Source organism: Eubacterium sp. AM05-23, assembly GCF_003477535.1.
Taxonomy (GTDB): domain Bacteria; phylum Bacillota; class Clostridia; order Eubacteriales; family Eubacteriaceae; genus Eubacterium; species Eubacterium maltosivorans.
The window spans coordinates 61,726-85,429 of the sequence record NZ_QUDF01000003.1 but is presented as its reverse complement, the minus strand read 5'-3'; the positions used below and the strand labels follow the sequence as shown (position 1 = coordinate 85,429).

Below are 23,704 nucleotides of genomic sequence, written 5' to 3'. Positions count from 1 at the left end.
CTACTGCTGCTCTGTCACCGGGCCTCTGACCAGTTTTCCCTCAAAGGCTTTTTCTGTCCGGCCCTCCTGTTTTTCGTTCTCGTATAGATAGAGGGTGTCGCCGTCAATTTCATACTGGCGCGCCATGCTGTTTTCTCCGCCCAGGTTCATCAGGGTTTCACCTTCGATACCGCTGCCCGCAAAGCCAGTGATCTCGAAGGTTATCCGGTCTCCGTTCACGATATACCTGCCGCTGACTGTGGTGATAATATCCCTTGATTTTGCGGATACCACGCGCTCCTCAAAGGTTCCGTCGCCGTTAAAGGTCAGCTGATAGGCGCTCTGATCGGTTCCATCTGCCGGCTGCTCATGCCAGGAGCCTTCAAGGCCCGCCCGCGCGCCTGTGCTGCAGGCTGTCACAGCCAGGCACAGGGCCAAAGCCATCAGAGTAAGCATTATTTTTTTCATCGGTTTACCTCCTGTTTTCTTCTTCATTTAAATTTGAGCCAATCATACTGATCTTCGTCATAAACACACCGTCCTTGCAGCGGTATTCAATATAACCGCCGTGGGCGTCCACAATGCGCTGTACGCTGGACAGGCCCAGACCTCTGCGGCCGCCACCTCCTTTTTCACCCAGCCCGGCAGTTGTCAGCTCACCCCGAGCGTCCGCTGCCGAGGTGGTGTTTTTTAGGACTACCACCACAGAATTGCCAACCCGGCCCACCCGCAGGTCAATCATCCTGCGCTCCGGCGCCACAGACTGGCAGGCATTATAGGCGTTTTCCAGAATATTGGAGAAAAGGACCGTTAAATCCACTGGACCGACGCCCGGACGCTCCTCCAGCTGGGCCCTGGCCGTAAGGGTAATCCCGCTCTCACGGCATTTGCCATAATAGTACTGGTAGATGGTATTCAAAATATAATTGTCCGAAACCGGAGCCGATGTCTCGGATTGCACACGCGCGTCGTAGGCAGCGATATAGGCCTGAATGGCTGTGGTATCTCCCTTTTCCGCCATCTCTCCGATGAGCCGCAAATGGTGGCGCACATCGTGCCGGATCATGCGGGTGTTCTCAATGCTGGCGGTAATATTTCGGTAGTTAAGCTCCTCAAGCTCGATCTGGTGCTCAAGCTGCCGGGCCTTCTCCTCTGTTTCCCGGCTTTTGTTCATCTGGCGGGCTGTAAAGAAAAAAATGCCAAAGGAGCCAAACACGCACAGGGTCAGGCTGTAAAAGACAAAGACCACTGTGTCAAAATCAAAGGTTACCTGAGTATAGCTGGCACCGTAAAGCAGCAGCATCACAATGATGGTCAGGCACAGGTAACGGCTGGTTTTGATATCCATCACCCGCAGCACCGGGCAGACCATCCTGCGCATAAACAGGACCAGCGGCGGCAGGGTCACGATTTCGACCAGCAGGATAATATAGAAGGAGCCGCCCTGGAGCATGACGCCGGCCTCCCTGGCGCTGTTCCAGAAGCCGAAGGCTTCGTATCTCACCAGAAAGGAGTTGGCGCAGGAGGCCACAAAAACCGCGTAGGCAAAGCCCATTGAAAAAACCAGCAGCTTTTTGACCAGAGTGCTGCGCACGCAGAACAGAAACAGCAGAAAGCAGAAAAGCAGAAAAATGTAAAAGATCATGCTGTTCCCGTTAAAGGCGGCCTCGGCATCCTGGCAGTGAAGCCGCTCGTTAAAGGCCCAGGCCAGGGTTTGCAGGATTGAGAGCATAAGCATAACGATAAGGTTCAGGCCTGCCATCCTTCCTGCCGGCAGGCGGTAATCTCGCGGGTCAAAGGCCAGATAGCACAGGGCCGCAACGGGCGCCACCTGCAGCCAGAACCCCAGAAAATACCGGATAAAAATATTGGATTCCAGCAAAGGCGTTATCTCCCTTCAATTTTTGAAAACTGATAATCAAAGTATTTTTTTCGGATAGCGGCTTTATCCTTGCGGCTGAGGCTATACTCCTCGCCGTTTTTCAGGGTGCAGCAGCCTGTGTCCATGGTCTCAATATAATCCATGCTGGTAATCAGCCCCTTGCGGAGCCTGAGAAACCATTCCGGCGACAGCTGCTTTTCAATCTCCTTCAGGGGATAATAGACACTGACCACGCCATTATCAGTGTAAAAGCTGGTCTCGTTACCCGTGGTTTTGATATAAAGAATACTGCTCTCCTTGATTTTCAGTTCCTCCCGCCGCCATTTAACCTGAATGAATTTCTCCACACTGTTGTATTTTTGCAGATATTTCTCGAAGGTACGCCTGATCCGATCGGGCGTTGGCGGTTTTAATACATAGTCTAAGGCCTCCACGTCGTAGGACTCCACAGCAAATTCGTTGGAGCCGGTCAGGAAAACGATCTGAGCCTGACGGCTCTTCTCCCGGATCGCCCGAGCAATATGCAGGCCGGATTCCTCTCCCATAAAAATATCAATAAAGGCCAGATCTGGCACGTTATTCTCAAGATAGCCAAGACAGCTCTCAACCTCTTGAAAACAGTGCAGCTTCACGGGAGTCTGGTAATCCTCCGTGGCTTCCTGGATGCAACGCTTTGCCTCCTCCAGTTCCAGCTGGTTGTCCTCGCACAGCAAAATTTTCATCAGTCATTTCTCCATTTTTATTGATTAAGGCCATTATAACAGATCTTTGTTTATTTAACAGCATTTTTAGATTTCTGTATGCAACTAAAAAAGACAGATGCGTCCCGCGCATCTGTCTTTTAAATGATAAATTTACTCGAGCGGCTTACCGTGTCCTTTTTCTGCGGTAAACATAGCCCGCGCCAAAAATGGCGGCCAGTGCCACGATGCAGGCAGCGCCGGCGTACTGCGGGGTTTCAAGAATACCAGTGAGCACGTTGCCGCTGGCTTTTGCGCCGCCGTCCTGATGGACGGTTGTGTCTGTACTGGTGCCGCTGCCATTATCCGGCGTCGCACCGCCCTCACTCTGATCCTTTTCAAGAGCAATGGCGTAGGTGCCGTTGAGTACACTGGTGTCTACGCTCAACACTGCGGCGGCATTTTCAGCCCCTTCGGCGTTCAGAGTCTTAGCCTGGGCATCCGGGGCAGCTGCGCTGGTGGTAAAGGGAGTGATGCTCCCATCCTCCCTCACCAGGTATACACCGGTTTTGGCCGCGTCGTAGCCCTCGGGCAGCGGGAAGCTCAGGGTGACGGTTTTGCCCTCTGGCAGGGCCAGGTCTTTGCCATCCTTCTGAGTTTTAACCTCATACAGGGTAAAGGCCTTATAGCTGTTTTTAAGATTGGTCAGGGCCGCTTGGCCCAGGGCGGTTTCGTCCAGCTGTGTGGCACTGAAAATGGTGCCCGGGGGCAGCAGATCCTCGGTGCCAGTTACAGTGACCCCGTTATCAGCCAATACCTCGGCCACCTTAAAGCTTAAGGTGTACTGGGCTTCATTGTTGCCCCTTGGCTGGGAGGTGGTGTCAATAGTGACCACGCTGTCCGGAGAAATCTGCGTGCCCTCGGCGTAGGAGGTGCCGTCCACACTCAGGCTGGCCGTACCGTTCTGAACACTGCTGGTCAGGGCAATCTGCTTGGTATTATCCGGCAGTTCCACTGGAGTGCTGAAATCTGTGACGATCTGGTTTCCCAGGCTCTGGCCATCCTGGCCAAAGCTTTCGACATTCAGGCTCACCGCGATAGCGTCCTTATCCACCGTAAAGGCTTTGATCATCACATTGCCATAGTTAATGGTTTCGTCGCCGTTTGGCATTTCAGGCATGTCTGCCACGTCAGACCAGACCCACTGGCCGTCTTCCTCGGCGCCGACATAGCTCTGCCCATGCTCAATCTTGGCAATGGACGTGATGGTGCCCCCGTTCTGGGGTATAACGCCGCTGTAGCCCATCTCCATAGGCATATAGCCGCCTCTGGCGCCGGTGATGGTCTCGACCACGGCAAAGCGCTCGCCGGCCTTCAGCTCAACTGGTGTGTCCAGCGTGATGGTATGGTAGCCGCCGTAGATGGGCCAAGCCGTAGCTGTGGAGACAGCCTCGCCCGCGTTTGAAAGGTCTGCGCCATCGGCCAGCTTATAAATTTCAACCTCAACGGTGCTGTTCGTATCCACGGTGATGGCAGACACAGCGGTTAAAACCTCGTCCTTTTCCGCGGTAAAAACATTGGCCACCTTGTTGCCTCTGCTGGCCTCGCTCGGCGGAACCGACACAAAAGACTTATAGCCTAAAAAGTCATACTGATAGTTATTGTCATAGCTGAACAGGCCGTTTTCCGGCACATCCACCTGGTATGAGGTGAACTCGCTGACGGTCTGATCATAGTAGGAGATATAGAAATAGCCTTCTGCATCCACGGAGCCCGGGCCGCCGTCGCCCTTGCCCCAGCTGTTTTTGACAATCCACGCGCCCGGTCCCGGCGGCGTGGTGCTGAAGTTCTCAACACCGTAGGTATCGTCCCATCCCACAATGGAGACTTCGTGGTTGGCCGAAGCATTTCTTGGGCTATACTGGGCATGGGTTGTCGTATTAAAAATTTCGGTGGTCTTATCATCCTGATCTGGAAGTGATTTCGCCGAATGGTAGGACACATCCAGCACACCGTTTTCCATGAGAGTGCTCTTAACGGCCTTTAAGGCAGCCTCGTCAAAGGAATAGCCGGTTTTATAGGTGTAGCCGTCCTTATCCACAGCTGTGCCAGTAAAGACACCGGTCTCAGGCAGGTAATCCACGTTCTGCACGTGCACCTCGTCTGCCTCATCCCGCAGGCTTGAAGGCAGGCTCCAGTCACCGCTTTTATCCAGAGTGCCGGCAGCGTTGACATAAGGTGCCAGCGCCTCGGATACTGGCCCAAACCAGGCTGTGGTGTCGGCTGTGGCCATCTGGCGGCGTCCACCAAAATCCAGGACGCTTGCCGTACCCTCCACAATCTGATATCCCTCGCCCTGATAAGGCTGGAAGGTAAACCAGGCCATATAGTGCTCGGAGTAGTCCAGGCTGCTGGCGCTGCCAGCGCCGTTTAGCACTGCGTTGGATTCGATGCTGGAGGTATTGCCAAAAGACCAGCAGGAACCCCAGGGGTCCTGGGCGCGGGTTCCGGTCACAAGGTTTTCATTCCGCAGGTCGTATTTCTCCGGTAACGGCTGCTCCACGCCTCTTGGCGTAATGGCGTTGGTGTCCTGGGGCAGGGTGTAGTAGGACGAATCCAGCCCGGCGGGCAGGCGACCGCCGTTGTAGTTATCAACACCGCTGGTATCTACTGGAATCTCCGGCATTGCCAGCACGGCAGAGCCGGTAAAGGCCGCAAAGCTTAAGGTTACGCCCAGGGCAGCCGCGAACACGCGCCGTCTCAGGGCTTTTACATACGGTTTCTTTTTCATGGTTGCTCCTTTTAAAATATAATAATGATCATATTATAACACATTTTACAATATTCTGTCCGACCGTTTGTCATGAAAATTGACCGTTTACATAATATTATGTTTTTATTTTAAAACAAGCCGGCTGGATTAACAGCCGGCTTATAAAGCTTGATGAAAATTGATTATCCCTCTTTCCGTCTTCCGGCCAAAACACTTCCGGCCAGGCACAAGGCCAGCAGGCCCATACAAATCACGGTAGAAAGGGTGCTGTCAGCCACAATGCCGGTGTTGACGCTGGCTTTTTCGGCCTTTGTCTGGCCGGCGCTGCCGTTTTGCTGGTTGTCCTCGCTGCTGCCACTGCCGCCAGGTGTGGTTTCTGCGGCGTCGTTGGTGCTCACTGCCATGCGCTTAAAGACCAGACCGCTGGCCTCCATATCCTTGGAGACATGGGACAGAACATAGAAATAATTCTGATAGGCGATGCCCACAGGCGCAATGGTCTTTGCCGGGTAATACACACTGCAGGAGGCTGTAAGAGCCTGGTCGCCAGCTTTCAGGGTCCAGGTATCTGCAAAGCCCTCAGAGTCGTTGTAGTTTTTAACCAGTCCTGTGGCAATGGCGCCGGTGCTGGTGCCGCCAAGAGCTGTCAGCAGGCTCTGGCCGCCATTGTCGTAATCAGCAGTGGCCTTCTGCCAGGTTTTTCCGTCGTCGCTTGTGCTGTAACAGGTTCCGGCGTTATTGTAAAGGGTGATGATTTCTCTGTCGGTACCGCCAACCGCCAGCCTTGGCGAGGCCAGGGCTTCTGGCAGCTTAAAGCTGGCCAGCTCAGCGGTTTTTTCGTCCGGGTTAATCTGGTAGCAGCTGTCCTGAGCCAGCGTTTTGCCGGCGTTTTCAGGATCTGTCAGGGTTCCTCCGGCGTAGATGAGCTGGCCCTTGTAGTTGATGAGGGTTCCCTGATTAGGCAGGCCGTCGGGCAGCTCGCAGGCTGTGGTCCAGCTGTTTTCGTCCACGTTAAAGCGCAGCAGCATTGTTTTTTGCGTATTCACGTCCGCACCCATGAGATAGACGTTCCCTTGCCATGCGCAGGCCGTGGGGTCATACATGAACACCGTGTCTGGGCTGGGCAGCTGCTCCCAGACGCCGCCGCTGCTGTCTGGCACGTAGCGCCAGACCTTTGTCTGGGTGTTGCGCGTATCGCTGATGCCAGTGGTCGTGTAAGCGGTCAGGAAAGAACCGTTAAAGTAGTACAACGCCCCGCCCGTGGCCGCCATGGTTCCAACATCGCCTTTCTGGTCTGCCAGGGTTGTCAGGCTCTCGCCTTGGGGCAGGTTCAGGGTTTCAAAGCCCTGGGCGGCTGCGTCGCTGCCAAAGCTCAGGTTGCTTCTGCCTGTATTCTGGCCTGCTTTAATGACCACCTCGTGCCGTCCCTTTTCTGCCGACAGTTTAGCCTTATCCAGAGTGATGACGTCGGCGCTCCAGTTTACCACAGCTGCGGTGGCGTCTGCGCCGTCAATGGTGATGCTCCCCTTTTCGTTTCCTAAAAAGTGTCCTTTCAGGGTCACGGTGCCATCCTGATCCCCGGCCTCATAGACCACAGGGTTGGGGTTGTTCTGGGCTTTTTCCACGTTCAGGTAGCCGCCGGAGATGCTGTTGGCGGTGTAGTTGGCGCTGTCGGTGGTGCCGCCCTTTATGCGGGTGGCCAGCACGTCGGCGGATTCGTTGAAATATTTGGCTGCCAGCAGAGCCACAGAGCCCGTAACGGCCGGCGTGGCCATGGAGGTGCCGTGCTCGTAGCCGTAGGCCACCTTCTGGGTGCCAATGCCAACGGCGTCGATGTAAAGGCCGGTGGCCGCGCTGGCGTCACTAACCTTGATTTCCAGTTTTAGCTGGAAGGGCTGGCTGGCAAAATTGTCAGGCAGCTGCACAGTGCTGTACTCCCAGAGGTTATAGCGGCGCATGGCGCCTGTGGTGCCATCGACCTGGGTAACCTTGTCCACAACCGGGCATGAGACCGTTGTTCCGTCCTCGCCCACATAAATGACCTCGATTCTGCTAAAGGAACTTTGGACGTTCTGGGCGCCAAAGCTAAAGAAGGCCGTGGGCGCGCTGTCGGCGGCGTTGATGGTGATTGGATTGCTGATGAGTGTCGTGGTTGTGCTGGGCGATACCTCGGTGGTTTTCAGGCAGCCGTTGCCCAGCATGGCCTTTCCTGCCTCGCCGTCCGCCACGGCATCGCCTGTGTGGTTGGCGGCGGTATCGCTGTAGTAATAGAAGGGCAGGCCGCCGTTCTGGGCCTCTTTATCTGTGGCTCCGGGTTTATCTCCCTCATAGCCATCGTAGATGTAGTTGGCGCTTGGATCGGCAAAGGGCGCCATGTAGGCTGTCTTTTCGTTGGGAAGTGTGGATAAAATGCTGGAGCCGGGCGCGAACACGTCCACGGTCTGCTTTCCGTAGCTGCTGAACACGGCCTTGGTGGCGTCGCTGTTCATGGCGCCGACCACCAGAGTGTAGGCCTTTGGCAGCTGACCGTTGGTGGTGTTGGTTTCCAGATCCAGATTGGTGCTGGAATTTCCAGCCGCAAAAACGCTCACCACACCCTTCTGGCCAAGGGTGGTGATGGCTGTGTTCAGGGCTTCGCTGTAGCTTGGCATACTCCAGGAGTTGTTGATGGCCTTCAGGCGGGTAGCGCTTCCCTCTGCCTCAAGGGTGTCGCAGACTGCTGAGAGATAGCTGTAGCCCTGGATGAGGTCGCTTAAAATCCCGCCGCCGGAGCTGTTCATCCCCTTGACGGCAATGAGCTGCAGATCCTTGCAGACGCCGTCCACGCCCTGCTTATCCCATGAGGCGCCGATGGTGCCTGCGCAGTGGGTACCATGGAGCATGTTGTCCATGGGATCGGTGGGGTCGGTGGCTGTCAAATCGATGCTACACACGTTCTTCCCGTAGGTTCCACCGCCGTCAATGCCGGCGAGATCAACGCCGGTCTCGGCTTTATCCCACATCTGTGTGGCCAGATCGTCATTGGTGTAGTCCACGCCGGTATCCAGCACGGCCACAGCCACATTTTTACTGCCTTTATTGCCCGCATTCCAGACAGGCTTTGTGTTAATGTCCACGCCGGCAGTGCCGCCCATCTGGCCTCGGTTATCCATACTCCAGAGACCATTAGACATATCCTGCACAGCAGGGTCTTGGTTTATAACGGTTGCCGGTACTCCAGCGGCCTGGCTGGCTCCGGTCTGAAGGAGGCTGACTTCCGGCTGGGCTTTCGCTTCATCGCTGTCGGATTTTTCGGCCTCAGCCTCAGCGTTTTGAGTCCCGGCGGATGGTGTCGGCTCTGCGCCCTCCACGGGGGAGGGCTCTGCCACTTGGCTGATTTCATCCGTTGTGGCTTCGTCTGTGCTCACCTGCACCCGATAGTTGGGCTCGGCAAAGAGAACGGAGGGGTTGTCCTTCAGGCTTTCGATGAGGGTCTGGGTGTTTTCCCCGGCCGCTGATTCCACCAGCACGAGCTGCCTGGTATCTCCTTCGGCTGCCGAACGGCTTTTGAGCAGGCCGTTTTCGGCCGCGCTGTCGGAGATGGTCATCAGGCTGTCCACAATCTGAATATCCGAAGCGCTCCGGCTCCGGCCGCCGTTCAGGCTCTGCAGGCCGCCCTCAACACAGACTATGGCCTGCCCTTCAACATAGTCGCCGGTGATGGCTGGCGTCTGGCTTTCCTCCGCCAGAGCTGTCAGGGGCAGACTGCCAAAAACCAGCAGTGCGGTCAACAATAGACTCAGGTACTTTTTCATGTTTTACTTCCTTTCACGATTGATGTTGTTTTTATTATAACAGATTTTCACCCATCCCGGATGACCGTTTGTCCCGAAAAACAACCGTTCGCATAATATTCATAAGCCGGCTGGATTAACAGCCGGCTTATAAAGCTTGATGAAAATTGATTATCCCTCTTTCCGTCTTCCGGCCAAAACACTTCCGGCCAGGCACAGAGCCAGCAGGCCTGCGCAGACAGCGGCAGAGAGGGGGCTGTCTGCCATCACGCCGGTTTTGGGGCTGTCGCTGCCCGGGTTCACGGCCGGGGCACCTTTGACGGTTACCTCGGCTGTAGCCACGGCGGTTCCGGCCTTGGCGGTGATGACAGCTTTGCCGCCGGAGATGGCAGTTACCAGGCCGTTTTCATCCACGCTGGCGATCTCGGGGTGGTCGCTCTGCCATAAAATGGTCTTGTCCACAGCGTCGGCTGGGCTTGTCTCTGCACTCAGCTGGCCAGTTTCGCCTTTGGTCAGGGTCATTTTATCCGGGCTCAGGGTCATGCTTTCCACGCCCTGGCTGGTGATGGTCACCACGCAGCTGGCGGTGACGGTCATGTCCGCGTCGCTGGCCGCGGTCACGGTGACCACGCCAGGCTTGAGGGCAGTGAGCACGGGCACGGTCTCGCCGTTCATGCTCACAGTGTTGTCCAAGCGCACGCTGTCCACATCGCCGCTGACGCTCCAATTAATCCGGGCGCTGGCCGGGCTTTCTGAGCCTAAAAGGCTGGCCTTAAGGCTCAGGGACTGCTCGGGCGCGTCGGCTGTGAGCAGCAAGGCCTTTTCGCTGTCGCTCAGGCTCAGACCTGTGGGGTGGTCCACAGCAAAGCCGCCATTGCGGGCAATGTTGTTTTCTACACAGGCTATGGCCGCGAAGGTCCAGCAGGAGCCAAGATTTCCCTGGTTGCGGACCGGGGTCAGGGTACCGGTTTCTCTCAGGTCAAATTTGGCAGGCAGGCTCTGCACTGGCGTCTGGGCGCCGTTGGCTCCGTCCAGTGATGCGGTCAGCGCCCCGTTCACCGAGGCGGTATCCTGGCCGCCAAGGCTGATGTCGTTGATGCGCACCTCTGGCAGGCTGTCCACCATTTCGGTGTCTTCGGGCAGGACGCCCTTTGCGGCTGTGGCTGTGGACACGCTCTCTTTGTAGCTGCTGCTGTTCACATCGCAGGTGTAGGCCCGGATGTTAAAGAACACGCCCTGGGCGCCATAGTCCACGTTCTGGCCGTTCTGGCTGATGAAAGAAACTCCCTCCGCGGGCTCGATGCCGCTGGTGGCGTTTTGAACATTGGAGGCTATACCCATGGATGCGTTGCCACCGGGCTCCTGGGCCTCCAGCCGCACGTTAACTGCGAAGCTCCCGCCCTGCGGGATACGAATGGCCTGATTTAAGGCCTCTGTGTAAAAACCAGCGTATTTTTTAACGCCCTCAGCCACCTTCTGTGTAACGCCGTTCTGGGTAACGCTGATCTCGTACCGGGTGTTGGCGTCGCCAGTAACAAAGGATACGGCTTTCAGCAACTCGTCGCCGCTGCCCGCGCTTTTAAAGACCTCAGTGGTCGTGAAAGCGGCGCTGCTGTTAATAAAGCTGACAGTACCCCAGGGGTCGTTCATATACTGGCGGTTGTAATTGTCAGGCAGTTCATCGGCCATAAAGACCGTAGGGTTGTTCATCATGCAGTAGGCGTCCTCGTAGGACAGGTAAAAATATCCCTCGTCTCCCGCTTGATCGCCCCAGGAGTTTTTGACAATAAAGGCTCCGTCATGCTCCGGCATGGGGATTGTAACATTGGTGTAGCCAGCAGTCTCAGCTGCTGCCGGGTTGCCTGTAAAATTTTTGCGGCTGTAGTCGTCGTCCCAGCCCGCCACGGTCACGATGTGGCCGCCGTCTGCTTTTTCTATGGGATAGGCGTAGCTGCTGTCCACATACAGGTTCTGGCTGTTTGGAGTCCAGTAGGCACTGGCTGACTGGATATAAATATCAGCCGCGCCATAGCTGTACACGGCGTTTTTAAGGTTATCCACCGCGTTCGCCCGGTCGCTGTTGGGCAGGTACAGGGCGTTTTGGACATGGTACTGTGCCTCGTCAGATTTATCCTTATAATTGTAAGGACCCTGATCGCTGTAGGGATGGGCTGCCTCGGTGACTGGGCCGCTCCAGTGCGACAGGTAGGCCATGGACATCAGGAAATGACCGCCGCCGTCTGGGCCCAGATCCCAGGCATAGCCACTGCCTGTACTGCTCTTGTCAGACATGGCTGTGAGCATGTTCATCTCGGAGAGATCCAGGCTGCTCACCGCGTCCTTATCCAGCTCTTTGGTCAGGCTCAGGGTGTAGGGCTGGGTCTGGGAGAAGCTGTCCTCCAGACTGGCCACCTTTAGCAGGTATCTGCCCGGGGCCGCAGCATAGCGGATGCTCTGGCTCTTTCCCTTGATGGCGGACTGGGCCAGGGTATTGCCTGTGCCGTCGCAGAGGGTCAGGCTGTAGGAGGTGCCATCCGGCGGGGTCAGGGTTAGGTTGAGATTGGCGCTGTTTCCAAGCTCGAAGGCGTAAACGTCCACGTCGCCGCTGTTGTGCAGGGTGGCCTCAAGCCTTCCGGGAAAGCTGACGGCCGTGGCCGCGGTCACGCTGTCATTGGGCTCGTAGCGGTCGCCCTCACCCTCACCGGTCTCATAGGTATAAGTATACACATTGCCCGGCTGCACGCCCTCGGCATCTGGCAGCAGGCTCATGACCTTGAGGGTGGTCGTCTCTTCGATTTTGATGGGCGCGCTGTAAACGCTGCCGTTGTCCGCCGATGGGTCGGTGCCGTCAGTGGTGTAGCGGATCTGGGCGTCCTGGGTGTCGCAGCTCAGAGCTATCTCGGTTCCCTTCTGCACCCATCCCGACACCACGTTTGCCTTAACCGGCGCCGGTACCACGGTGTAGCTCCAGCTGGATGTGGGCGAATAATTGCTGCCGTCTGCGTTCACAGTGCAGGCCCTGATATCAGCGCTCTGGTTCAGGACAATGGGCGCTGTGTATTCCCGGCCCTTTGTCAGCGGATCGCTGCCGTCGGTGGTGTAATAAATCCTGGCGTTCTCATCATTTGTGCTCAGAGTGACGTCTGTGCCGTAAATGGTGTATTTCTCCTCGCCCGGTGTGGCTGTGACGCCGGACAGCACCTCGGTGGTGATGCCTGCAAAGCGCACATTATCGCCATAGGCTGTGGGCGTGGTAGCGTCAGCGGGGCTCATGCTGAAGCTGGCCGCCCCTCCGCCGGGCAGTGCCTTGAGGGCGCTGCGGATGGCAAAAATACGGCCGACCTCCACGCCGTCCACGTTATTCACATCGCTGTCTGCGCCGCCGTTCAGGCTGTAAACGCCCGAGGCCTCTCTCAGGTACAGGGCCAGGTTATAGTTGGTGATGAGGGCGTTCATATCCGCAACGGTTTTGCCCTCGCCCATGTAGCCCATATCCCGCAGGGCCTTTTCGAGGTCGCCTATGGTGCTGCTCTTGTATCCATCCTCCTGGCTGTTCGCACTTAAAATGGTCTTGTAGATGGCGTCGCCGCCGCCTTCATAACCCCTGGTCTGGTGGGCCAGATAGCGCCCAAAGAGGTACCAGCTGCCATAGGGCACACTGCTGTTACTGCCTGAGGGTACATACCAGTTCTTGAAAATAAAGGGATAGGTGCTGCCATTGGTATTGGCCCACCTTATCAGTGTTGGCACCTCATAGACGGTGGTGGCGTTGGCCAGCCCCGCGATGGCGATGGCGCTCTGGGAAAAGGTCTCATTGAGCCAGCTGTCCGAATTGCCGCCTGTCTGGGCGTAGTTGATGAGGTGCTGGAGCTCATGGGCCAGGGTGGACATCATGACCTCTGTGCTGGCGGACGAACTGCTGGACATGTTTAACATATCCATGGCATTGCCAGTGGCGTACTCTGTTCCCGCAGGCAAAAGATCAGCGGCGTAAAAAAAGCCGGCATAGCTCATGGGATAAAAGACAAAAGCGGTTTTGCCGTCGCCGTCCACGTCCACGCTGTCCCAGCTGCCAAAAGCGTTTTGCAGCTGGTCGTGAATCTGATGGTCAATGGTTTCAGCAAAGACCTGAGCCTGGGCGTCTGTCAGCTGATCCCGGTTGGCTGTATCCCGCCAGATGGTGCAGGTATCGCCCACAGCGGCCACCTCCGCGGTAAAATTGCCGGGTTCTCCGTTATAATAATCCGAATAAAATGTCTTGGTGTCGCCCACCTTGTACGCTGTTGCCGGAGCGTTTCTCAGCCTGGGGGTCTGATCCAGTGCCGGCAGGTTTTCCTGATTCAGGTATGGGGTCAGGCATCGTCCGCCCGCGGCAGCTTCGCCCTCTGCCGTTCCTCCGGCGTTTATATCCAGCCCTGGGCTGCCCGCCGGCGTGGCGGGAATCCCGGTTGCCTGAGTTATAGGCAGGTCATCGTCCGATTCGATATCCAGCTTCAGGTTTTCGGACATCATGACGTTTCCGGTGTAATCCGGCCCCTCTAAATCCACGGCCGCGGACTGCTGCGCCAGAACCGGCGTCCCCAGCAGAAGGGCCAAAAGCAGTGTTACGAGTACTCGTTGCCGATATTTTTTGTACTTCATTGCTCTCCTCCAATTTTTACTTTTATTTTATTATAACATCTCGGACATTTTTCATGGAGACCGTTCACATAAAAAAACGACCGTTTGCATAAAATTTCAAATTTTACTGGATAAACGGTTGTTTTTTTATGTGAACGGTCATGATATTTTGCCTTAAAAAAATGAAAAAACAGCAAAATATGATATAATTTAATAATGAAGTAAACAAATGAATGGAGCGTATTCGTATGATGATTGAAATTGCGATCTGTGAAGACCTGAAAGATGACCGCGACGCCATCAGGTCTTTGGTTGAAAATGAAATGCAGCGCCGGGGCGTTACCTGCCGCATCGTCACTTTCGCGGACGGTGAAGCCCTGCTCAAAACTTTCTCTCCACAGCGCTATTCCCTGATCTTTCTGGATCTCATTCTCCCGGGAATGACGGGTATGGAGGCAGCACGGAAAATCCGCGGTCTCGATCCGGACTGCGGCATTATTTTTACCACCGTCACACCCGACTACGCCCTTGATGGCTACCGGGTCCGGGCTGTGGATTACCTTTTAAAGCCCCTGGACCCACAGTGCCTGTCCGATGCCCTTGACCGATTCCCGCCTATAAACAACACAGAGGATGAGCTTCTGATTCCCATCAGCAGTGCCCAGTCCTCCCAGGAGGTGCCTGTCTCCATCATTGACTACGCCGAAATCTCCGGAAATTACCTCCTTATCCACATTGGTGGGCGTGTGATTCAGACCTATCTCTCCCTGCGCGCACTGGAGAGCCAGCTGCCTCAGAGCACCTTTGTCCGTGTCTCCCGCTCACATCTGGTGAACATGAACTCCATTCTGGCCATCGACGGCGATACCGTATTGCTGTCCAATAACCATACCCTTTATATCAGCCGCCGCCGCAAAAAGCAGGTACAGGCCAGCTTTAACCAGTTTTTACTCGAAAAAGCAAAGGAGGAATGACATGCGCTCAAAACTGTTTTTTATTCTGGCCCTTCTGATGTTTCTGAGCCTGCCCAGCGTCAGGGCCCATGCCGAAACCACCGTCCCCGACCGCGTGGACAGCGCCGAAGCGCTGAGCCAGTGGCTGGACAGCCATAAGGAAAGCGGCGGCCAGGTGGCCCTGGACGCAGACATCGAGTGGGAGGGGTATTTCAAATTCCTGACCAAGGCCCCGGTGATCATCGACGCCGGCAGCTACAGCTTTCATCTCAACTATCGGTCTTATCTCGGTTTTTCCGGCCCGGTGACCATCAAGGGCTCCCCGCTGCCCGGCGGCGTCCTCTTCGACGGCGAACAGAACGCCCAGCTCTCTCTGGATGATGGCGCCAGGGTTGTGGCAGAGGGCGACAACGTCACTGCGGTCCAGACCCGCTGGAGCCAGGGGTTGTCCACCTGTTTTGCGGATATTTGCGTCACGGGCCGCCAGGCCACCGCTGTTCGGCTGGCCGGGGGCGATCTCTCCCTCTCCTGTATCCGTCTCTACGCCAGCGGCGAAGGCGCCGCCTGTCTCGATGCCGGCGAGGGCACAGCCGACGTGTTTTTCTCGATTCTCAAGGCCACAGGGCCGGACGCCGTGTCTCTGCGCTCCGGGGCCGGCTCAGTGGTAGATACTGCGGCCTGCAGCCCAGAGCCAGAGGACGCTGTGCTCATCCCGGCCAGCCGTCACAAAATCGGGCTGTGGGTTGCCAACAGTGACTCCTTTTTCTATAAAAGCATCCAGGATACCGAACCCCTGCCCGGCCGCGTCGAAATAACCTTTGACAAGACCGAAAGCACCCCTGCGCGCAGTCTTTCACTGGACTGGACGCCTGAGACCACCCCGCCCGCTGTTCCGGGCAGCTACACGGTCACCGGCGTTCTGGAGCTTCCAGAGGATTTCACCGCTCTGCTCGGCGATTTTAAGCCCACTCTGTCCGTACAGATGGTGGACCCGTCCAGACCCTACCTGAAGCCCATTTACCAGCTCAACGCCGACGGCGTCTGCGCGATCCCTTATTTTAAGACCTTTAACTCCAAGGATCATCATGAAATCCTGTATCTCAGCGAGGACAACGGCAAAAGCTGGCACAGCGTCCCCTCCGACAGCGGCAAGGGAGACCGCTACATGAGCTATAACCACCTGTCCATCCAGTTTAAAAACTATTTTGAACCAGGCAAAACCTACCTCTTAAAAATGGAGGTAGAAAGCCCAGAAATCTCCGGAACCTCTAATATACTGGAGATCACCCTCTCCGATGACGGCAGTCTGGACATCTTTAGTTTTGACGGCGACCGGGATTTCTCCGACCGGGACGACAGCCACAGCGATGTCATACCTGTCTCGCCTGACACACCTATTGATACTGCCGCCGCTGACGGAGAAACCTACAGCAGCAGCGAAGTCATGGACATGGTAGAAGCCAATCCCGGCTATACCACCTTTTTCGGGGAAGGCATCCAGGCCTCTGTGGACTCACAGGCCCTCGCAGCTCTGATGCCCGGCGCGGACGATACGCTCACGGTCCAGCTGACCGCCCTGGGCGGCAGCCGCTACCGCGTCGCCTTTATCAAAAAAAGCGGCGAGGCTGTGACCTTTTCTGACACCCCGCTGCTTGTAAGAATTAACATCGCGCTGCGTGAGAACGAGACGCCTGACCAGCTCAGCTTTAAAACCGAGGACGGCGCCGCCGCGGACATCGCCGCCTACAACAGCGAAACCGGACAGCTGGAGCTGAGGGTGAGCGTCCCCGGCGTTTACACCCTGTCCTCAGACTGGAGCGTGCCGGCCGCGCCAGCCGCCGCACTGCAGGCACCCGCGCCCGGGCCGATATGGATCGGGCTGGCTGTCCTGACTGCCATCTGCACCGCCGCCCTTATCATCGCGCGCCTGAAAAAAAGAACCGTCTGAGTTCCTCCGGAGGATTATGTGAAAACATCTGATTCACCCCGAAACTGGCTTTTCCTGGCGGCAGCCCTGCTGCTTGCCTTTCTGCTTTTTACTGCCAGCTATCGCTTTAACAATAAATACACTGCGTCTGCGCCCGAGGAAAACGGAAGCATTGTGCGCATCAGCGCAGCGGACCTTTCGGGCCGCCGCCCTGTCTTTCTGGCCAAAGGCTGGGAATTCTACCAATACCAGCTTCTGACTCCGGACAGCTTTGCCAACGCACAGCCCATTCCCAATGCCCGCATCACCATCGGACAGGTCCAGGGCTTCGATCTCGGCCACGGCAGTCCCCACGGGTCCGCCACCTACCGCCAGACCCTTGTGCTCGATACCGAGGCGGCAGACAAAGGACTGTTCCTTGAGCTGCCCGAAATCTATGGCTCCTATCAGCTCTATATCAACCGCCAGCTGGCCGCCGCCGGAGACGGCCGCCGTACCTCGGTTCAAAAAATCCGCCTGCCAGAGGACACCCGACAGGTCGAATTGCTGCTCGCTGTATCGGATGACCGCCATTTTTACAGCGGGCTTACCTACCCGCCTGCCCTTGGCACCGAGCATACCCTGAACCTGTTGTGGACTGCGCGTATTACCTACACGGCTTTCACCTGCTGTCTCGCCCTGCTGGCCGGCGTTTTTCTCCTGGTCCTCGGCCTTAAAACCCGGGGGCTGGCCGGATCGCTGCCCTTTGCCCTGCTCTGTCTTGCCTATATCGGGGCATCGAGCTACCCGGTGGTTCACATGCTGTCCCTCGGCGGCGATTACTGGTACAGCCTGGAGCACCTCTGCTATTACCTCCAGTTTCTGCTCATTATGCTAGTATGCGGCCGGCTGTCCGGCCTGTCCTCCAGAGTCCAGACTCCTGCTCTGGCATTGGCGGGCCTTGTCTGCGCCGCTGTCCTCGTCTATCCTCTCTGGCTCAACCGTTTTCCCCTGAAAAGCATGGCGGTTTTCAGCCTTCTCATCGACGTCTACAAATGGGGCACCGTTTTATACCTGGCTGTCCTTCTCATAATGCGCTTTCGCGAAATGCGCGGCGTGGACATCGCCCTGGGCTGCGGCGTGGCTGTCTTTGGAGCCAGCCTTGTCTGTGACCGCCTCTTTCCCCTGTACGAGCCCATTGTGGGCGGGTGGATGGTGGAAACCGCCGTATTCCTCTTTCTTCTCATCCTGTCGGGAGTGCTGCTGAACCGCAGTATCGACGCCCACCGCAGGCTTTACCAGCTGGAGGAGGAAAGCCGCTACACAAAGCTGAAGCTCCGCCTCGAGGAGGACCGCTATGCCGGGCTGCGGGAGCACATCGCGGCAACCTCCAGGCTCCGCCACGATCTGCGTCAGCATTACCGTCTTATGCAGCGCAGCCTGGAGCAGGGCGATTATGCACAGCTCAGCAACTATCTGGAGGCCTATGCCGGCGAGATTCCAGACGGCCCGGGCGGGCGCTACTGCGCACACCAGAGCGCAAATCTGATCATCGGCTATTACCTGGAGCAGGCTAAGGCACAGGGCATCCATACCCACTGCCGGGCCAGCCTGCCCGAGCAGCTGCCCTTTGGCGACACCGACCTCTGTGTGCTGCTGGGAAACGCCCTCGAAAACGCCCTTGAAGCCAGCTTACTGGTGAAAGAGCCCTTTCTCACACTGAATATCTCCATCCAGAACACCCGCTTTCTGGTGCTTCGCCTGTCCAACCGCTGCCTGCCGGATACAGCGCCATCGCCCGGCCGCTCCACCAAGGACGGGGACCATTCCGGCATCGGGTTATCCAGCATAAGTGCCATCGCAGCAAAATACCAGGGCTCTGCCCACTGCCAGGTTCAGGACAGCGTCTTTACCCTGTCGGTGATTCTTCACGCCGACAACGCCATTGGCTAGTCCGCACAATTTCATAAAGCAGTTGACCTCCCGTGTTATAATAAAAAATGATGACAGAACATGGGAGGTATTTTTTATGAACCGTATCCTTTTAGTTGAGGACGACACAAGCCTGATTGACGGGCTGGAATATACACTGATCAAAAATGGATTCGATGTCCACATTGCCCGGACCGTGCAGGATGCCCTGGCCCAATTCTCTGCGGAGACCTTTGATCTGCTTCTGCTGGACCTCACCCTGCCCGACGGCACCGGCTTTGATATCTGCCGCAGCGTCCGCAGGCACTCCGAGGTGCCAATCATTTTCCTGACCGCCTCCGACGAGGAGGTCAACATCGTCATGGGGCTGGACATTGGCGGGGATGATTACATCACCAAGCCCTTTAATCTGGGCGAGCTGGTGTCCAGAATAAAGGCCCTGCTGCGCCGGGCACGAAAGCTCAGGTCTCCCGTCCTGGAAAGCCACGGTATCGCTGTGGATCTGCTGAGGGGCAGCGCCACTAAAAACGGTCAGTCTCTGGAGCTCACCACCGTAGAGCAGCGCCTGCTGATCCTGTTTTTACAGAATCCCGGCATTGTGCTGAGCCGGAATTCCATTCTGGAACGCCTCTGGGACAGTCCTGGCGATTTTGTGGACGACAACACCCTCTCTGTCTATATAAGACGCCTGCGCAGCAAAATCGAGGATGATCCTAACCATCCTGCCCGGCTGCTCACTGTGCGGGGCATGGGCTACAAATGGCAGTCTGAAATCCTTGGTGCCTGATGATGAACACGATTTTCAATAACAGAGATATCCGGCGTTTTTTTATCACCTTGGGGATAACGGCCCTGGTTCTCCTGGTCGCCGGTCAGCTGGTCGCAGCTTCCCTCGGCGCCAGCACCCGGAACGCACTCTACACCCGAGACTCCGAGCTGGCCGGCGCGCTGCTTGATAAAGGAGTGCCTGCCGCCGAGGTCGCAGCAGTCTTTACCAGGGACCCCGGCGCCGGGCAGGGAGAGGCCGGGGCAGCCTTGCTCAGAGAGGCTGGCTACACGACAGATACCCCTGCCGCTTACCTGCCTTTTTTATCCGCTTTCCGGCACAGCGCCGCGCTCTCTCTGCTTGCCTTCGGCCTTGTCTTCGCACTCTCTGTCGCTGCACTCTGTCTGCTGTATTTCCGCTCCCAGCAGCGGACTATCACTCAGGCCGAATGCCAGCTCAAAAGCTTTATGGCAGGCAGCACCGAAGCGCGGCTGGAAAGCGACGCGGATGGCAGCCTGTACAAGCTTTTTGCGGACATCAACAGCCTGGCCACCTCCCTCACCGCCCATCTGGATACAGAAAAAAAAGCAAAAGCTTTTCTCAAGGATACCCTCTCCGATATCTCTCACCAGCTGAAAACGCCGCTGGCCGCCCTGAGAATGTATAACGAGATTCTTCAGGAGGACGGCGCCGACCCCGAGGTGCTTTCCCGCTTCACCGCGAAGGTAAACGCCTCGCTCAGCCGCATGGAAACTCTGATTCAGAACCTGCTGAAGATCACCCGCCTGGACGCGGGCGCCATCACCCTTAAGCCTGCTCTCAGGCCCATTCAGGCCATGATGGACGAGCTGTCCCGCAGCTTTGAAACGCGGGCCAGACTCGAGCAGAAAACCCTGAGCTTTTCGGGAAGCCCGTCCGCCCGGCTTTTTTACGACCCTGACTGGCTCACCGAGGCGGTCAGCAATCTGATAAAAAACGCCCTTGACCATACCAGCGCCGGCGGCTGGGTCTCAGTGAGCTGGGATGAAAGCGCGGCAGTCACCCGAATTGCAGTCAAGGACAACGGCGGCGGCGTCCACCCTGAGGATATCCACCATATTTTCAAACGCTTTTACCGCAGCCGCTTCTCAAAGGATACCCAGGGCGCCGGGCTGGGGCTCCCCCTTGCCCTGGCCATCACCGAAGCTCATAAGGGCACGCTCTCGGTGGAGAGCAGCCCGGGACAGGGGGCCCTGTTTACCATGACCTTTTTAAAGATGACAAAATTGTAAGCTTTAGGACATCTGTCCGTAAGCTCACCATGTTATCCTGTTAGCAGATCAAGAAAGGCGGTAAACAACATGAACTTACTCACAGTAAAAAAACTGACAAAAATCTATGGGGACGGCGACGCCAGGGTAGAAGCCCTGAAGAACGTTTCCTTTAACATCACAAAGGGCGAATTTGTGGCAGTCGTAGGCGAATCCGGCTCTGGTAAAACCACATTGTTCAACACCCTCGGCGCTTTGGATACACCGACGAAGGGGCAGGTTTTTATCGACGGCAAGGATATCTTCTCCATGAAAGAGGAGCAGCTTACCATTTTCCGGAGACGCAGCATTGGTTTTATCTTCCAGTCCTACAACCTGATTCCTGAGCTGAGCGTAGAGCAGAATATCATCTTCCCCCTCCTGCTCGATTATCAAAAGCCAGATCAGGCCTATGTGGAGGAGCTTATGGCAGTTCTCGGGCTCAGGGAGCGCAGAAGCTATCTGCCGCGGCAGCTCTCCGGCGGGCAGCAGCAGCGTGTGGCCATCGGCAGGGCTCTGGTCACCCGTCCCATGCTCATTCTGGCCGATGAGCCCACCGGCAACCTGGACAGCCAAAACAGCCGCGAGGTGATTTCTCTGCTCAAATCGACCTCCAGACATTACCGGCAGACCATTCTGATGATCACCCACACCCCCTCTATCGCACAGCAGGCGGACCGGGTGCTTCAGGTTTCTGATGGTTTCCTCACCGATCTGGGAGGTGCCCAGCAATGAAAAGCTACCTCGACCTTGTCTCACAGTATGCGAGGGTGCACCGGAAGAAAAACCGGATCACCGTGCTCTGTATCACCATTGCGGTCTGCCTGGTCACTGCGATCTTCGGCATGGCCGATATGGCTGTCCGGGCCGAAGTCGACCGGGCCATCCGGGAGGACGGCAATTTTCACATCGCCATCAAGGATCTGGACGAGGCCACAGGCCAGATGATTGGTATCCGGCCCGACGTAGCGGTCTCCGGCTGGCTTATTGCTGCTTCAAGCGCAGAGCTGGACGGTAGAGCGTTAATGCTTCAGGGCAGCAGTGAGGCCCTGTCGGCTGAAATGGGGCTTACGGTAAACCAGGGCCACTTTCCCCAGACCGCGGACGAAGCCCTTGTGGACCGGCAGCTCCTTGATGCGCTTGGCCTGAGCATCAGTGACACCGTCACTACCGAGGCGGTGGGCGGCCCTCCGCTCACCTTTACCATCTGCGGTACCTTCAATGATTTTTCCTCCCTTAAGTCAAAAGACCGCCACGCCGCATTCTTCAATGAAGCGGGGATAAAGCAGCGGCTTGATGGCCGGGATTCCCAGAAGGTCTACTACCTTCAGTTCAAAAATCCCCTTGACATCCGCTCGGGTATCGAGGATATCCAGACCACCTACGGCCTATCCCAAGACCAGATTCAGGAAAACAAACGCCTCCTCGGGCTCTACGGCGTCAGCGGCGACCCTTACGCCTACTCCCTTTACGGCATCGCGCTGGTACTGTTTCTGCTAGTGCTGGTCGCAGGTACCATCATGATTTCCAGCAGCTTTAACATCAGTATTCTGGAGCGGACCCAGTTTTTCGGCCTGCTGCGCTGTCTGGGCGCCTCAAAGAAACAGATTCGCCGGTACGTGCGGCGGGAGAGCTTTGGCTTCAGCCTGCGGGGCATCCCAATGGGACTGCTTGCAGGCACTGTCATCATCTGGATTTCCTGCGCCGTAGTGGGGTATTTCAACCCAACCTTTTACGGCAACCTGCCCCTGTTTCAGATCAGCCCCATCGGCCTGGCCGCTGGTGTAATCGTCGGGCTTCTAACCGTCTTTCTGGCTGCCATGTCTCCCTGTAAAAAAGCGTCAAAGGTCTCTCCTTTAAACGCTGTTACCGGCAATATGGAAAGCAATCTGCCCAGGGTGCACAGGGCGGCAAAAACCAGCCGCCTGCCTGTGGATATCGCCATGGGGACCAGCCATGCTTTTGGAAACCGGAAGAATATGGCTTTGATGGCCGCTTCCTTTGCCATCAGCATCATTCTCTTTTTATCCTTCACGGTATTCATTGATTTTATGTCCCATGCCATGCGCCCCCTCAAACCCAACACACCAGACATCACAGTCGCACTGGAGGAAGAAGGCCTTTATCTGCCCGATGATCTGGCCGCAAGGCTTAATGAGGTTCCGGGAATCGAGCGGGTTTTTGGCCGTAAATACGCCCCACTGCCCGAAAGCGGCGGCCTGTCCGTCAGCCTTATCTCCTACGAGAATCAGCAGTTTGACTGGTCCGAAGCGCTCCTGGTGGACGGCAGCCTTGACAGTGTCCGTGAAACACCTGATACTGTACTGGTCAGCTACGACAACAGCCAAAGCTGGAAAACTGGTGACACCATTACGCTGCAAACGCCCGGCGGCAGCAAAGCCGTCACAGTCGGCGGCGTGCTCTCCTCCCTGCCCTTTAACGCTGGCGAAAACGAAGCGATCCTCATCAGCTCAGAAAATACCTTTAACCACATCATGGGTAATCACGGCTACACTGTGATCGACCTGCAGGTAAATGAAGCTGCCGGCGATGAGACCCTGGACACAGTCAGCGCACTTGCCGCAGCTGCGGAAAAAGCGCACAGCGGCACCCCAGGCTATGATATCACCGTAGCGGATTCCAGACAGAGCAATCAGGAGGCCCGCTCAGCCTTTTACACCATGTCCACCTTTGTGTACGGCTTTCTGTTTATCATTGCTCTGATCACTGTATTCAATATCATCAACAGCATGAACATCAGTGTTTCCAGCCGCATTAACCAGTACGGCGTCATGCGCGCTGTGGGGATGTCTGGCAGGCAGCTGGTGCGGATGGTCGCCTCAGAATCCGCCGCCTATGCCCTTGTTGGCTGTTTGGCCGGTACGGTTCTGGGCCTGCCCCTGCATGCCCTTCTGTATGACCGGATGATTACAATCCGCTGGGGCGATGCCTGGAGCCTGCCCTGGCTGCCCCTGGTCATCATCATCGGTTTGTCCTTAGCTACCACCTTCCTGTCCATCATCGGGCCAACCCAAAAAATCCGCCGTATGGACATTGTGGATGTCGTCAACGCGGAATGAAACAGGTGAAAGGTGGAAAGTGGAAAGTTTTGGTGCAAATTCGCCGTGCGAATTTGATCAGAAGCGGCCTG

13 protein-coding genes are annotated in these 23,704 nt (G+C 56.5%); 7 read left to right on the top strand and 6 right to left on the bottom strand.

Features of this window, described 5'->3' with window-relative positions; translation table 11 throughout:
- From DW091_RS04400 to DW091_RS04375, 6 genes are all read right to left on the bottom strand, one after another.
- On the bottom strand, positions 1-447 hold the full coding sequence (locus DW091_RS04400; RefSeq protein WP_118517502.1) for a hypothetical protein: 447 nt from the start codon (positions 445-447) through the stop codon (positions 1-3).
- A 4-nt stretch (positions 448-451) separates the two neighbouring features.
- The gene (locus tag DW091_RS04395; RefSeq protein ID WP_118517501.1) at positions 452-1,861 is read right to left on the bottom strand and encodes a GHKL domain-containing protein; all 1,410 of its coding nucleotides are present in this window, start codon (positions 1,859-1,861) and stop codon (positions 452-454) included.
- Between the two features lie 5 nt (positions 1,862-1,866).
- Positions 1,867-2,583, bottom strand: coding sequence for a LytTR family DNA-binding domain-containing protein (locus DW091_RS04390; RefSeq protein WP_074618463.1), 717 nt, complete (start codon positions 2,581-2,583; stop codon positions 1,867-1,869).
- A 145-nt stretch (positions 2,584-2,728) separates the two neighbouring features.
- Complete coding sequence (locus DW091_RS04385; RefSeq protein ID WP_118517500.1) at positions 2,729-5,332, bottom strand: lectin like domain-containing protein; 2,604 nt, start codon at positions 5,330-5,332, stop codon at positions 2,729-2,731.
- Positions 5,333-5,496: 164 nt separating this feature from the next.
- Positions 5,497-9,108, bottom strand: coding sequence for a S8 family serine peptidase (locus DW091_RS04380; RefSeq protein WP_118517499.1), 3,612 nt, complete (start codon positions 9,106-9,108; stop codon positions 5,497-5,499).
- Positions 9,109-9,258: 150 nt separating this feature from the next.
- A complete protein-coding gene (locus tag DW091_RS04375) occupies positions 9,259-13,728 on the bottom strand; it encodes a chitobiase/beta-hexosaminidase C-terminal domain-containing protein (protein ID WP_118517498.1) in 4,470 nt (1,489 codons plus the stop codon).
- A gap of 227 nt (positions 13,729-13,955) precedes the next feature.
- Here DW091_RS04375 and DW091_RS04370 point away from each other — a divergent pair, with 227 nt between their 5' ends.
- From DW091_RS04370 to DW091_RS04340, 7 genes are all read left to right on the top strand, one after another.
- Entirely contained in the window at positions 13,956-14,681 is a 726-nt protein-coding gene (locus tag DW091_RS04370) for a LytTR family DNA-binding domain-containing protein (RefSeq protein ID WP_058693758.1), read from the top strand.
- Between the two features lies 1 nt (position 14,682).
- Positions 14,683-16,608: a hypothetical protein gene (locus DW091_RS04365; protein WP_118517497.1), complete on the top strand. Its 1,926-nt coding sequence runs from the start codon at positions 14,683-14,685 to the stop codon at positions 16,606-16,608.
- 18 nt (positions 16,609-16,626) lie between these two features.
- Positions 16,627-18,519, top strand: a complete 1,893-nt coding sequence (locus tag DW091_RS04360; protein ID WP_118517496.1) for an ATP-binding protein — start codon at positions 16,627-16,629, stop codon at positions 18,517-18,519.
- A 76-nt stretch (positions 18,520-18,595) separates the two neighbouring features.
- On the top strand, positions 18,596-19,285 hold the full coding sequence (locus DW091_RS04355; protein WP_118517495.1) for a response regulator transcription factor: 690 nt from the start codon (positions 18,596-18,598) through the stop codon (positions 19,283-19,285).
- Positions 19,285-20,535 carry a HAMP domain-containing sensor histidine kinase gene (locus tag DW091_RS04350; RefSeq protein WP_118517494.1) on the top strand — a complete coding sequence of 417 codons (1,251 nt, stop codon included), beginning with the start codon at positions 19,285-19,287 and terminating at the stop codon, positions 20,533-20,535. The genes DW091_RS04355 and DW091_RS04350 overlap by 1 nt, the downstream gene beginning before the upstream one ends.
- Before the next feature lie 69 nt (positions 20,536-20,604).
- Complete coding sequence (locus DW091_RS04345; RefSeq protein WP_118517493.1) at positions 20,605-21,288, top strand: ABC transporter ATP-binding protein; 684 nt, start codon at positions 20,605-20,607, stop codon at positions 21,286-21,288.
- Entirely contained in the window at positions 21,285-23,633 is a 2,349-nt protein-coding gene (locus DW091_RS04340; RefSeq protein ID WP_118517492.1) for an FtsX-like permease family protein, read from the top strand. The genes DW091_RS04345 and DW091_RS04340 overlap by 4 nt, the downstream gene beginning before the upstream one ends.
- Positions 23,634-23,704: the final 71 nt, after the last annotated feature.